The organism is Paenibacillus macquariensis, from assembly GCF_900156375.1.
GTDB classification, from domain to species: Bacteria; Bacillota; Bacilli; order Paenibacillales; family Paenibacillaceae; genus Paenibacillus_AQ; species Paenibacillus_AQ macquariensis.
The window spans coordinates 73,830-89,455 of sequence record NZ_FTNK01000001.1 but is presented as its reverse complement, the minus strand read 5'-3'; the positions used below and the strand labels follow the sequence as shown (position 1 = coordinate 89,455).

Annotated in this window: 3 protein-coding genes; all 3 read left to right on the top strand. The window is 43.2% G+C overall.

The genetic code is table 11. The annotated features are described in order from the left end of the window. Positions 1 to 152 precede the first annotated feature (152 nt). On the top strand, positions 153 to 5,165 hold the full coding sequence (locus BW961_RS00295; protein ID WP_068590331.1) for a discoidin domain-containing protein: 5,013 nt from the start codon (positions 153 to 155) through the stop codon (positions 5,163 to 5,165). An 87-nt stretch (positions 5,166 to 5,252) separates the two neighbouring features. Then, a complete protein-coding gene (locus tag BW961_RS00290) occupies positions 5,253 to 10,838 on the top strand; it encodes an Ig-like domain-containing protein (protein ID WP_068590333.1) in 5,586 nt (1,861 codons plus the stop codon). Positions 10,839 to 10,948: 110 nt separating this feature from the next. Beyond that, the gene (locus tag BW961_RS00285) at positions 10,949 to 15,055 is read left to right on the top strand and encodes a beta-N-acetylglucosaminidase domain-containing protein (RefSeq protein WP_068590335.1); all 4,107 of its coding nucleotides are present in this window, start codon (positions 10,949 to 10,951) and stop codon (positions 15,053 to 15,055) included. The last annotated feature ends 571 nt before the right edge of the window (positions 15,056 to 15,626 follow it).

Here is a 15,626-nt window from a genome sequence, read left to right as displayed (position 1 = left end):
ATAATCACCAAAGGAGCAGGTGTCATACCTGCTCTTCTCTTTAAATAAGGGCATTCATAGCCATCTATTCTCTTTCAGGAGGAGTTTAACGAGATGATGACTCAACGATCTTTCCGTTTCATCTGTCACCTAATTGGGGGAGGTTTATACGAGTGCGAATTAATCGAACATCTAAAAGGTTAATAGTAACGCTTTGTCTACTTATCATCATGGGGTTCTCTAACGGCTTGCTTTTAAAGGGAGAAATAGTCACAGCAGCCGAAGTTATTCAAGATACTTCCCTGCTGGATCAGAGTAAATGGCTATTAAAGAGTGTAGATAGCGAAGAATTACAATCAGAGAACGGAAAAGCCATTAATACTTTTGATGGTAATCCGGCTACGTTCTGGCATTCCAAATATTATGGAGCTATTGCACCTCTTCCTCATTCCATTGATATAAACCTTGGTGGAACGCATGAGATGCGCGGCTTTCGATATTTGCCTCGTCAAGTTGCGAATGCTAACGGCGCTGTTAAAAACTATGAGCTATACGTCAGTATGGACGGAGAGAATTGGGGAGTTACGCCGGTAGCTTCAGGGACATTTGCCAACAGTATAACGGAGAAGGAAGTGCTATTCGCAAATCCTGTCATTGGTAACCATATTCGCTTCGTCGCACTTAGCGAGATGAAGGGTCAGCAATTCACAACGGTAGCTGAATTGAATCTACTACAGACAACTGAAAATACGTTGAAACACAAGGTGCTTCAGGTAGATCAATCAGCTGTCACACTCGAGGTTGGCCAGACGCAAAAGTTGAATGTGACTTGGAAGTATGGGGCTGATGTCACTAAAGAAGTGACGAATGTCGTGAAATATACGTCTTTGGATTCTGATGTGGCAACGGTGAGCAGCAAGGGTCTCATCACCGCAAGAAATAAGGGGAAAACAACGATCCAAATCAAGCATGGTGATGCGGAACCTGTGAATGTATCTGTCACTATTGACACTGGCGTAGCCAATAGTGGATTAACCGTTACACAGAATGGGGATTCCATTATCATTGGCAACTGGTATATGGATAGAGTATTTAATATTACAGGTAACAAGGTAATAACGAAACAAATTGTTAACAAGAGTTCCGGTGAGACAGCTAATGTGAAAGCAGGAGAAGAATTTATTATTCACCTGGATAATAGCACTCGCCTTCAAGCTTCTGATCTAACTCTGAGCACGTGGGAAGTGTTGGACGGGGAGGGTGGCAGTAAAACATTAGTATTCAGGTTTGCACCAAAGAATCAGATCACAGTGAGCCTCTTTGTGGCGATGAATCCGGATGATCATTTTATGCGAAAGCATTTGGAAATTCAGAGTGAGAATCCGAACTTCACAGTAAGTAGAATTGAACTGGAGTCCCTTGATATTCCGGGTCCATTTTGGTCAACACCGGTCTCGGGAAGAATGGGCTTCGGCCAGCCAGTCTATGCGAATGATCTTTTCTTCGGTGTAGAATTTCCGGGAGCCGACAACAAGTTGGTCAGTCAAAAGGTGGTTTCTGCCTATTCGATGGGAAATCCTCAAGTTGGTGCGACTACACTGACGTCGAAAACATCGGTATCCGGTGTCTCTGCAAGGCAGGAGGAAGTTAGGGCGAGATGCCTGGCTTATGTGGATACCATTGCTTTGCCAGCGCGATTCCAATTGCAATATAACGGTTGGTTTGAGCTTTATCATGATGCGAATTCAGCAAATTTAATTAAGACTTACAAAGAAATTGAAAAGGGTATGAGTTCCTACGGTGTGCGCCCGCTTGATGTTTATGCCGCGGATGATGGTTGGGCTGATTATAATAAAGGATTTTGGGATTTCAATACAGCTACCTTCCCTAATGGCTTCAGCGATCAAGCTAAGTTGCTCAAAAATTACGGATCTAAATTTGGCGTATGGCTTGGGCCAGCAGGCGGATACAAGTCGCCAGGAACCTTCTCGGCGCGTCTTAAAAAGGAATACGGTTACGAAACCGTTGGTAGTTATATGGACGTGACTGGTCCCAAATATACGCAGGCGCTTAAACAAAGAATGATGGATCTAACAGAGGAATACGACATTAATTACTGGAAGCTTGATGGTTTTGTCCTTGTAGATAATGAGGTTACGAGCCAACCGGCTTATTTCACTCGTTTCTGGGATACTTGGATCGATATCTTCCAAGATCTAAGGGAAGATGAGAAGGATATTTTTCTCAATATTACGACAGGAAGCAATAACAGTCCTTGGTTGTTGCCGTATGTCAATTCGGTCTGGCTCAATATCGGAACTGATGCGGGATATAGAGGAACAGGAAGCGACCGAGATCAAATGTTGACCTATGTGGATTACAAATATTATACGCGTTTTAAAGTAGAGCAGAGTCAGATGCCGCTTCGTTATATTTACAATCATGAACCGATTCACGGCATTTATGTGAAAAACCCAGCAGGGCGTGACTATACGCAGACGCTTGAGGAATTCCGGAAATATCTCTTTATGTGTCTCGTACGCGGAACAGGGTTTGTTGAAGTCTATTATTCACCAAGTCTCTTCGACGATGCACAGTGGAAGGTGAATGCGGAAGTTCTGACATGGGCAGAAGAGAATTTCGATGCCTTATCTAATGCAGATATGATTGGCGGAAACCCGCTTGCAGGCGATGTGTATGGCTATTCAGGTTGGACCAAAGATAAAGGGATCGTGAGTCTACGGAATCCTTCTTCAACGGCAAAGACTTATCAATTAACACTGGATACGCTACTCGGTCTGAAGGATAAGACCAAATCGTACTACCGGACAACGGTATATCCATATGGCGCTTCGGAAGAGGGACCATTCGAGTACGGTGAAACATTCACAATTACATTACAGCCATATGAAGCGTTTGTATATCAATTCGAGTCTAGTGACGATGAAGAACAGCCGACCATTGCACAAGTCAGTGCATTAAGCAGTAATCAAATCGAAGTGCTGTTCAGTGAAAGAATGAAGAAAAGCACGGTCGAGAATATTGCAAATTATAGCTTGAACAACGGTGTTAGTGTAGTAAGTGCAGTCCTTGGTGAGGATTATAAGTCAGTGATACTAACAGTGGCAGGGCTAAGTCGAGGTACTCCATATAAGCTAACCGTGAACAATATGTTAGATATGGCTGATAATGCGATCGCATCGAATGCATCACAGTCTTTTTACCGGGCAGATGGTGGTCTGGTTGCACATTGGGAGTTCACGGAACAAGATGGCATTGCGGCGGCGGATTCCTCAGGAAACGGTAATGAAGCAACCATTCATCAAGCTACACATGTAGATGGTGAGCTGTTTAACGCTCTGCAATTTAATGGTACATCTTCCTCTGTTGAGGCAGGAGCAGCATCTTCTATAAGTTCTACAGGGGATATGGCACTGTCCGTCAGAGTGAAAACATCAGCAACGACGGAACAGGTTATTATCCAACAAGGAAGTGCTAGTGCAGCGGAAGGTCAGTATCAATTGAAGTTGAAAGCTGACGGGCATGTACAATGGCAGATGAAAGATAAGGGAACAGAAGCAGGCTTCCTAGCCGTATCTGATACTGCAGTTAATGATGGAGAATGGCATCATATTATCGTCGTAAGAGAAAATAACGGACTAGGTAAAATTTATGTGGATCGAGTGTTGGATGGATCAGATTATTCTCCACTAAAGGTAGATTTGCAACCAGCAAGCGTATATATAGGGACGGCGGGTATCGAACACGCACAATATTTCAATGGACTAATTGGTGATGTTCAACTCTTTAATCGCAGTGTGCCATATAACGAGGTAGAGTTAATGGAATCGGAAGAGCCAGGCTTCCTTGCGCAAAGTTCATGGAAATTGCATTACGCTGATAGCCAGCAGACAGCAGGAGAAGATGGTAAAGCCACAAATGCTTTTGACGGTAATCCAAATACGTATTGGCATACAAAGCATTCTCCAGCAGACCCAATGCCGCATGATCTACAGATTGACCTCGGTCAAACCAATGAAATGAGCGGATTTGTCTATTCACCGCGGAAGCAAATGAATGGCAGTAATTATGCGAACGGAATTATTAAAGATTATAAATTCTATGTCAGCATGGATGGAGTGAACTGGGGTGATCCAGTAGCAACGGGTACCTTCGCTTCAGACAATACGGATAAGGAAGTCAAATTTAACGGAAGTGTAATCGGAAGATATATTCGTTTAGTTGCGTTAAGCGAAATTAACGGTCAGGCCTACACTAGTGTAGCAGAGCTAAATATACTTCAGACGAAGCACAACCTTTCCAAAAAATCACTAAAGGTAATTAAGCCTGCTATTGTACTGACAACTGGGGGGACGGAACAACTGGAGGTCAACTGGCAGTTAGGAACTCTCTTGAAAAAGGATTTGACGGCGAATGTTACCTACACGTCTGATAATTTAGAGATCGCCACGGTTAATACACAAGGACTAGTTACAGCTAAAGGTGATGGTACAACTACCATTCGTATCACTTATGAAGGATTAGAACCGATTGTTGTAACCGTTACGGTTGGCATCCAACAGAAAGTAACGACGGTATTGCTTACCGGTCCGAAATCAGTTGTTGCAGGCGAAAAATTAGAGGTTCAATATGGTCTAAACAACGTGACCCAGAACGTATACGCTCAAGATATCACGATTAACTACGATCCATCAGCTATGGATTTCATCTCTGCGAAATCGTTAATCGAAGGCGTTAGCCTAGTAGAGACGCAGTCGAGCACGCCAGGAAAAATAAGGATGATTATTGCAAGTACGGGTGAGGGGCACGCGGTAACAGGTAATGCGCAAATCGTTGAGTTAAGCTTTGTTGCCAAGGAAGTTGCGGTACCGATTAGTGGGAAGCTGTCATCTTCTGATGTTACGCTCGCTGATAACAATGGTGTAGAAGAAGTCGTAGCAGCTACTGAGATAACGATTGAAGTGACACCGGGTACAGTGGACATCCCAGGTGATATCAACAAAGACGGTAAAGTTAGTATCGGAGATCTCGCTATTGTAGCAGCGAATTACGGTAAAGATTCGACAAGTCCGGACTGGGCGAAGATCAAGCAGGCCGACGTTAACAAAGATGGCATCATCGACCTTACTGATCTTGCGGCAGTTGCGAGTAAGATTGTGGAGTAGATTCTTAAGAGGGAAGAGGGCTGATCTGGGGTTCCTCTTCCCTCTAATCATTACGAATAGACAAAATATTTGTAGATGGAGGTCCAAATGAGACAAAAACAATGGTTACGTAAGAGTGTAGGAATGTGTTTAGCAACAGGACTGCTTTTATCAAATTTTATATCTCCGGCGTCTGCGAAACAAGTAGTAAACCCAGAGCCTACGATTGTATCCTCTACTGACAATGCCATTACCTACAACGAAGAGAGAAGAATTAATTTCAATGATAACTGGCGTTTTCAAAGAGAAACGAGTGGTAGCATTTCAGGAGCGCAAGCTCCAAGCTTTGATGATCACGCATGGCGCCAATTGACTCTGCCCCATGACTGGAGTATTGAACTTGATTTCAACGCTAATTCTCCAGCAACCCATGAGGGAGGATATCTGGATGGTGGAATTGGCTGGTACCGCAAAGCCTTTACGGTTCCTGCAACCATGGCAGGAAAGAGTATTTCGATTGACTTTGACGGCGTGTATATGAATAGCTCGACCTATCTAAATGGTCAATTGCTAGGGACATATCCTTATGGCTATAATGCCTTTTCCTATGATATTTCTGACAAAGTGTACACAGACGGCAGAGAAAATATGCTTGCTGTCAAAGTGAATAATACGCAGCCTAGTAGTCGCTGGTATTCAGGCAGCGGAATCTACAGGAATGTATATTTAACGGTGACTAACCCTATTCACGTGGCTAGATACGGTACATATGTGACGACACCTAATTTGGAGAGCGCTTATACAGCGGGTAGAGCGGATGTGAATTTGAAGACAAAGATTAATAATGAATCGGGGAAACCAGCGGAAGTAAAGGTGAAATCCACGATATATAATGCCGATGGGACAGCCGTTTCGACAGTAGAATCGGAGACTAGAACGGCAATTGCCGGCACGGTTACCACGTTTGAAGACAACACAGTCATCAATAACCCGATGTTGTGGAGCACTGATAACCCCTACAGGTACAAGGTTGTCACAGAAGTTATTGTTGGTGGGCAAACGGTGGATACGTATGAGACCCGCTTTGGTGTAAGATATTTCAATTTTGATAGTAACGATGGATTCTCTTTAAACGGACAATATATGAAACTGCATGGAGTATCTATGCATCATGATTTGGGTTCGCTCGGAGCTGCAGTAAATGCTAGGGCTGTGGAACGGCAATTGCAAATTATGAAGGACATGGGTGTAAATGCCATCAGGGTAACTCATAATCCTGCCTCGCCTGAGCTATTGGAAGCTGCCAATAATTTGGGATTACTGGTTGTTGAGGAAGCCTTTGATGCCTGGAATCAGGGGAAAAAAACATATGACTATAGCAGGTTCTTCTCCACATGGGCGGAGCACGATATTAAGGAAATGGTAGATAGAGGCAAGAATGAACCATCTATTATTATGTGGTCAATAGGTAACGAAATTTATGATACGACGAGCGCCAGCGGAGTGACGACTGCTCGTAATCTTGTTCGCTGGATTAAAGAAGTAGATCCTACCCGACCAACGACAATCGGAGAGGATAAAACAAGAGGTGATAAGGTCAATGTTACGCCGATTAATAGTTATGTGAAGGAAATCTTTAATGCGGTTGATGTTGTAGGGCTCAACTACAGCGAGAATAATTATGCTGGATACCACACACAGAATCCTGACTGGAAGATCTATGGTGCAGAAACCTCATCTGCAACACGTTCAAGAGGCGTATATACACATCCTTACACTTATAATGAAAGTACGAAATATGCGGATATGCAGCAATCCTCTTACGACAACGATTATGTAGGCTGGGGAAGAACGGCGGAGGACGCATGGAAACGGGACAGAGACTTAAAGAATGTAGCAGGACAATTTATATGGACCGGCTTCGACTATATTGGAGAGCCTACGCCTTACTACAACGCATTTCCGTCCAAGAGTTCTTATTTCGGTGCTGTGGATACGGCTGGTTTTCCAAAAGATATCTTCTATTACTATCAGAGTCAATGGAAGAAAGAACCGATGGTTCATCTTCTGCCCCATTGGAATTGGAAAGATGGAGAAACGGTTAGAGTCTTAGCATATACGAATGCTCACACCGTTGAATTAGTGCTGAATGGTAAGTCGCTTGGAGAGCGAAGTTATGTGAACAAAACCACTTCATGGGGCGCTCCATATAAAGAAACAACAGAAGGCAAGACTTATTTAGAGTGGGCTGTGCCTTTCAAATCCGGTACGTTAGAAGCCATTGCCAAGGATGAAGCAGGCAAAGTTATTGCAAGAGATAAAGTGGTTACCGCAGGAGCGCCGGCCTCTGTGCGATTAACCGCAGATAGACAGGTGATCACTGCTGATGGCAAGGATACTTCCTTCATAACGGTTGATGTTGTAGATAGTGAAGGAAACATCGTACCTAATGCTAACAATCTTGTTAATTTCACACTATCAGGTAATGGTGAGTTGGTGGGTGTTGATAATGGTGATGGGGCAAGTGTTGAAAGATACAAGGATAATAAGCGGAAGGCGTTCAACGGCAAAGCGCTAGTTATTATCCAATCGGATAAACAGGCTGGGGAGATGACACTCAATGCATCCTCCAGTGGGCTTGCAGGCGACGGGGTTAAGGTGTTCACTATTCCGAATGGTGAAGGTAATTCACAAACGGTTGTTGGATTTGAACCGGTTAATGTTATTACCCAGGTGAATAAAGCGCCGATATTGCCTGAATTAGTCAAAGTCTATTACAGAGATTCATCGGTTGCAACAAAGGGCGTGACATGGTCACCGGTCAATTCTTCACTTTATGCTCACATCGGTAAGTTTGCCGTGGAAGGTACAGTGGAAGGCATTACTAAGAAGGTTTCAGCAAATGTAACAGTTAAAGGTGTTGTGGCGGTGAAGCCGATTGCAGTAGTGACAAAAGTCGGTGTTCTTCCTAATCTGCCATCTCAGGTAAGCTTGATATACAGTGATAATACAGAGAAGGATGCTAAAGTCACATGGGAAGCCATCCCGGAAGGTAAAGTAAATGAAACAGGAAGCTTTGTCATCAATGGCAGCGTAGCTGAGACGGATATTAAAGCACAAGCTAACATTAGAGTTACGAACGAAAGCCAGTCGGTTAATATTATGCTGCGTAATGAGGGTTCTTCTTTCCCGCAACTTGAGGCCAGTTTCACGAATCCGGCAGATAATCTAAATCATATTAACGATGGGAAAAAGAGTTACAACGATAACCCTGTCAATCGCTGGTCCAATTGGACTAGAACTCCACGTGACGAGGGTGACTCCATTACAGTCGACTTTGGCAAAACGTATTCGATTAACAACTTAGATTTGTTCGTGTTTACAGATTCAGGTACCGTTGTGCCAAGTGCGGTGAAGGTGCAATATTGGAATGGCACTGTATGGGCAGATGTACAGAATCAAACGCAACCATCTCCTTTTGTAGTCCAGAAAAATGAAATCAGATTTGACACGGTGACAACGGAGAAGCTGAAATTCCACATGACTCCATCACAAAAGAGCAAGTATGTTGCCTTGACGGAGGTTGAAGTTCATACCGATCAGATCATCATGGGTGCGACAGCTAATCTCAGTGGAATTACTGTCAATGGAAAAGCGTTAGCGGATTTCGATGTTGCGAAGCGGAGTTATGAGCTTACACTCCCAATTGGAAGCGATCTTCCTAAGGTCGAGGCAATAGGAGCCGATCATTCTACGGTTGCGATATTGCCAGCACTTTCGTTGCCGGGTACATCCAGAATTATTGTGACATCGGAGAGCGGGCTGGTTAGCACTGAATATAGCATTCATATACAAATGGAAGCTGAAGCAAAGGCAATTGAGAGATTGGAGCCTATTACCGTTGTGGTTGATAAGGGCGTAGCACCTGTGCTCCCTGAAACGGTAGTTGCCCATTATAACGATGCAAGCTCTGCGGCCGTAAAGGTGACATGGGAAGCTATTGATCCTTCTCTTTATGGAAAATACGGAAAATTTACGGTATTAGGTAGCGTAGCGGGAACGGATATCAAGGCCAATGCAAAGATCATCGTGAAGGGCGCACTAGCAGTGGAGAATATAACTAGGGCTGTATTACGTAAACAAATGCCAGACTTGCCGCAAAAGTTGACGGTTTATTTCAACGACGGTACGGAAGAACAGAAGGTAGTATCTTGGGCGAACATCCCATCTGAACGTTTAGATACTGTCGGCATGTTTGACCTAATAGGTACAGTTGAGGGTGTTGAATTGAAAGCAAAGGCAACGATTAGAGTGACTGATGAAGCAGGTAAGGAGAAAAATATAAGCATAGCCAAAAATGGTTACGAGTACCCAAAAGCCGAGGCATCCTTCACGAACAACGAAGCTACATCTAAAGACAAAATAGAAGCGATTAATGATGGCGTGATTTCTTATGGGGATGCACCGCAAAACCGCTGGAGCAACTGGAAAAGAACGCCACGAAAGAGCGATTGGGTATCGATCACCTTTGGTGATTTCGAACCTGTTGAATATGATGTGGACAACATGGAAATCCATTGGTTCGGAGATAGCGGAACCTCGTACCCAGCATCTTTCAAGATTCAATATAAATCCGGTGATAACTGGATGGATGTAACGAATCTACAAAGTAATCCGACGATACCGACAATAGGGAAAGCCAATCTCTATACTTTTGATAGAGTCAGGACTTCCGCTTTACGTGTAGATATGACCGCACGGACAGGTCTGAGTTTAGCCATCACGGAGATTAACATTTTGAGTAAATCAGCTGTGACGAACAGCGAGCCTGCCGTTAATGATATTCAGTTAGACGGCAGCAGTATATTGAATCAATTTACACAAGTAAACGGAAGTTATGAAGCTAGCGTTCGGATAAAGAGTCTTAATACAATACCCCAAATTACGGCAACGGGCGGTGATAACACGAGTATTACCATCGTACCGGTTGTAACGGTCCCATCTACGGCTAAAGTGATTGCGAAATCGGAAGATGGTAAGAAGACGATCGTGTATAACATTCATTATAGTCTCGAAGACGAAGGCACGCCGAATCAAGTGAGTATGTCATTAAATGGACCGGTTGGAGTGCAACCGGAGGAACAATTCACCGTGGATGTAGGTCTGAAACATGTAACAACACCGATACAAGCGCAAGACATCATCGTACGTTATGATGCAGATAAATTCGAATTCATTCATGCTAAATCCAAGCTGGAACACGTAGAAATCATAGAGACAGTAACTGGAGTATCTGGACAGGTACATTTGCTCGTAGTGAGCACGGGGGCAGAGCATGCAATCAGCACAGATGGAGCGGTCATCGAGATGACATGGCGTGCGAAGGCAACGGAGCAGATGGCTTCAGGAAAAGTTGAAACGAAACAGGCGATTATCAGTGATGCGGAGGGCAATGAAACGAATGCTTCTCTTGCTTCCATCATGATCGATATATCAGCGATCATTATGCCAGGCACACCTGATGTCAACGGAGACGGTAAAGTGAGCATCGGTGACTTGAGCATCGTGGCCGCCCATTACGGTAAGACGAAGGAAAGTCCGGATTGGGCTCAGGTCAAGCATGCAGATGTCAATGGTGACGGTAAAATTGATATCACAGACCTCGCATTAGTTGCTAAGAAAATTTTGGAATGACTTACGAGGGAAGAGGACTGATTAGGTTGCTCTTCCCTCAAATTAATGCTGAGTGGAACATGATAGAGTAACGCCTTTGAATCGAATATGAACTGAGGAGCGAAGTTCCAATGGGGAAAAGATTAATAAGCTTGTTAACGGTCATTTTTATCTTAGTAAGTATGTATACCCATCCTGTAAGTGTCGATGCATCAAGTCTAGATACTCAATCTAAAGTTGCAGCAGCGCTTAGTCCTTATGAAATTTATCCACTACCGCAAGGTCAAATCTATCGCGGAACTAATTTTTCCATTACAGATGATGTGAATCTTGTTATAGAAGGAGCTATCGATGAGTCCACACGAAATTTCCTTAATAGCATACTGTCATCCAAATCCATCCGTGCTACGAAATCCGATGCAGTCGTACCAGGTAAGACGAATGTACTTGTCGGTATTAAAAATTCAAAAGGCTATGTGGACACGTACTTTAATGGAAACATCAACTATGATGCCGATGCGTTTAACCACCAAGATGCCTACGTGTTGGATGTAGACAATAAGTCAGCACAAGCAGGTAATATCGCTATTTTAGGGGCGGATACGGATGCAGCTTACTACGCGCTAGCGACATTAAAGATGATTATGGATCAGATTCCTGGGAAGAACATTCAGTCTGTGAAGTATGAAGATTATTCCGATGCGAAGTGGAGAGGATTCATCGAAGGCTTCTATGGTTTTCCTTGGTCTCATGAGGACCGTATGAGCTTGATGCGATTTGGCGGAACCATGAAAATGAATTCCTATATATTCGCACCTAAGGATGATAAGTACCATAATTCTGCTTGGCGTACACCATACCCAGCAAATGAATTAGCGAAAATCAAAGAACTTGTCGATGTGGGACATGAATCCAAAACACAGTTTGTATGGGCGATTCATCCGGGCTTTAATATGATTAATTGGAATAACTATGACGCTGAACTGCAAACTTTGTTAGCAAAGCTGGAACAGCTGTATAGCATAGGCGTACGTCAATTCGGCTTATTCATGGATGATATTAGCTTAGATCAATCGTTGACCGATAAGGAGAAGCACGTGAAGCTAATTACGGATGTCGCCCAGTGGGTTACTTCCAAAGGAGATGTTAAATCGTTAGTGTATTGTCCTCCTTATTACAACCAATCTTGGACTGGAGAGACAGGGAAGCCTTACCTACAGGCATTAAGAAATGTTCCGAACAATGTAGAATTTATGTGGACCGGCAGTAGTGTTGTTGGGACAGTAAACACGACAGATATGCAATGGGTAAAGAAAGAGACGGGAAGAGATCCCTATGTGTGGTTAAACTGGCCGGTTAATGATTACAAGGATTCAAGACTGATGTTAGGTAAGGGAGAAGTATTAAAGCCGGGTACGCACAATATTTCAGGTGTTGTATCCAATCCGATGGGTCAATCAGAGTTATCCAAAATTGCTTTATTCGCCGTTGCAGATTACTCGTGGAACGTGGATGATTTCAATAGTGATGAGAGCTGGAAGAACTCATTTGATTACATTGCACCTGAGGTTGCTTCCGAACTTAACACTATTGCATATCATCTGAGTGATCCATCACCAAGCGGGCATGGCCTTGTGGTTGGAGAATCAGAGAATGTGAAGGCTGAACTTGAACGGTTTATGAGTCAATTTTCCAATAAACAACCTGTTGCAGAGACTGGAAATACATTGATATCCGATTTTGATGAGATACTGCAAGCCATTAAATCGTTTAAAGAAAAGAGTAACAACGCGAGTATGCTTGAGGAAATCACACCTTGGTTAGACAGCTTGAAATATGTCGTAGAATCAAGTAAATATGCAACCATATCAGCTATGGCACTTCACAACGGTGAACTATCTTCAGCTTGGGAGGCGCTTGCTAAAGCGACAAATGCGTTGTCAGAATCGAAGAAAATTAAGATCAAGAAATTAAACTATCCGGATGTAACAGTAGAAGCAGGCGCGAAGCGCTTAGTTCCTTTTGTAGAGCAGTTGATTAACAAATTAGATGCGCAAATTCTCACATCGATCGACTCTGAGTTTGTAACTATGCTACCTATGAGTTCTTACGGATCACCTTCTGGATTAGATAAAATGGTTGATGGAGATATCAGCACGAACATCTATTTCCAGGTACTTCAAAAGAATGGCGACTGGTATGGTGTTGATCTAGGTAAATCAACGAAGGTTCAAGATGTATCTATCACACAGGGTAGAAATGACGGGGACCATGATATTTTCCAAAGAGGAATTCTTGAATACTCTTTAGACGGGCAAACATGGACGGCTATTGGGGAAGAAAGATCGGGTATTAAAATCACTGCAAAAGGACTTGACCTAGAAGCAAGATATGTCAGATATCGATTGACACATGCTGGGATCCCTGGAGGGAAGCCAGATTTATGGACTGCAGTTAGAGAGTTTACGGTTAACGAGAGTGGTAAAGCGGGGATATATACAAACGTAGCAGACATGGCGGAAAAGATTGTGAATGTTACGGAAGTATCCGTTGAATTATCAGATATCAACAATATTACGTTAAAGCCTTCACAATATGTAGGGATGAAACTACCAACGATTGAGAAGATAGCAGAGATTTCACTTGATAGTACAAAGACAGAGTTGTCGTTAGAGTCATCAGAAAACGGTGTTGAATGGGAGAAGGTAACTCTTGGTGGGCCATATCGTAATGCTGCATATATCAGAATAATGAACAATCAGGACGGTGACATCTCGTTCGATTTAAATCGATTAATGATGAAGTTGAATAAGTTCTCCGAGCCTGTTATTACTCATAATTATGGTGGGATTTATGAAGGCGAACTTGCAAATGTTTATAACGGAAAATTAGATGGTAAAGTATGGTTCAACGGAATGCAAGATGCTGGGAAGTACGTTCAGGTCGATATGGGCGGCATCGTTGATGTGAAGAATGTCGCTGTTGTCATCGGTGATGGTGAAAAGGACTATTTCAGAAAAGGGAATCTTCAGCTGTCACTAGATGGCCAAAACTGGGAAACGATTCATAGCTTCAATAATCCAAATGATAGTAGTCTGAATTTCCCTGAACACGAAGTTCCATATCGATTTAAGCGGGTTCAGGTGGATGGAATACAAGCCAGATACGTGAGATTGATCTCAACCGAGAACATGAATAGCTGGCTTGCACTTAATGAAATCATTGTGAATGAAGGCATAGCAAGACCAGGAACAGATAATCCATCTCTTCAAGCAGTGCCGCAGGGTAGTTTGGGAAGTGAAGCAATATTTGCAATTGATCATAAACTAGCAACTTTTTATACGCCATCGGGGGAGGCGAGATCGGGACAGCTTAATTATAAATTCTCGAATGAAACGAAACTGCGTGAAGTGATTATTATGCAGAGCCCGCTTCGAATATCAAATGCAGATGTTTCAATAAGAGATAAGAATGGATGGCATCAGACGGGTACCTTATCACAATCCTACAACACGATTGATACTTCTAAGTTCGAGAATGTGTTGGGGGTTAAGATTCAATGGGATAGCGGTGTACAACCGATGATCCATGAAATCATACCCGTTAAAGGAGATGGCGATGGAGGTGTGATCACTCCAGAGAAGCCTACAACGGATTTATCGGGTCCGGTTAATGTAGTCGGAGGGCAGGAGTTCGAGATTCAGTTGGGATTGAAAAGCGTAACAGATAGTGTATATGCGCTAGACATTACGATGGAATACGATTCGAGTGTAATGAGTCTCGCGTCCGCTGTATCTATGCAGGATGGGATCTCCTTGCTGTCGACGAAGGATACACCCGGTCAAGTTCGGATGATTGTCGTTAGTGAGGGGGCCGCTCACGCAATCACTGGCGATATGAAATTATTGAAGTTGACTTTTGAATCTAAGGCCGTGTTACAGACGACGAATGGTATGATCACGGTTTCCAAAGCTATAATGGGAGATAATCAGGGAGTAGAGTCTGAAGCCGACACATCTTCCTTCCGAATTCAGGTAACCGCTCTTGCCGCTGGCATTCCGGGAGATGTGAATCATAACGGTAAAGTAACGATCGGCGATCTCGCTCTCGTAGCAGCCAATTACGGCAAAGATTCCACAAGTTCAGACTGGCAACAAATCAAGCATATGGATATTGATGCAAATGGCACAATCGATATTGCTGACTTATCTTTTGTGGCTAAGAAAATAGTTGAATAATCAGATTGACGAAAAGGCGGCTGCTTCTGCAGCTACCTTTTTTGTTCATCCGCTAATGATGATCGTCCATATCCAACGATAAATTATGAAATATTTGTCTCCTAAGTGAGAGTTTTTCTAATATTTCTCGTCTATATAGTATAGAACTCCTAGGAGGCTTGTCAGTGGAAGAATATGTACATGAGAATGATGATGAAAAACGCTGGAGCCGGAATCATTCCGACATCGGGTTAGAAACGAACTGAAAAAAGCGTTAAAACGCTACTGACATAAGAACCGAAATTGGGGGTATTCCTTCCCCTACGGTCATTTTGAGATCGGTCGGGAGGACTTTTTGACGATTGCCAGTGCGATGCTAAGCAATGAGCAGATAGAATGTTTTTAAAACCTGCCGTTATAGATAGCGCCGAGAACCGTACCATAAGAAACGGAACTGTAGTTGAACTAGCAGGACACTATAATAGTTCAATAGTGTAACAGTCTTAACTGTAAAAATAATAAAAATGGATGGAGTATCAGATTTTTTCTGATGACTCTATCCATTCTGTTTACACTGATACCCTTATGGTTT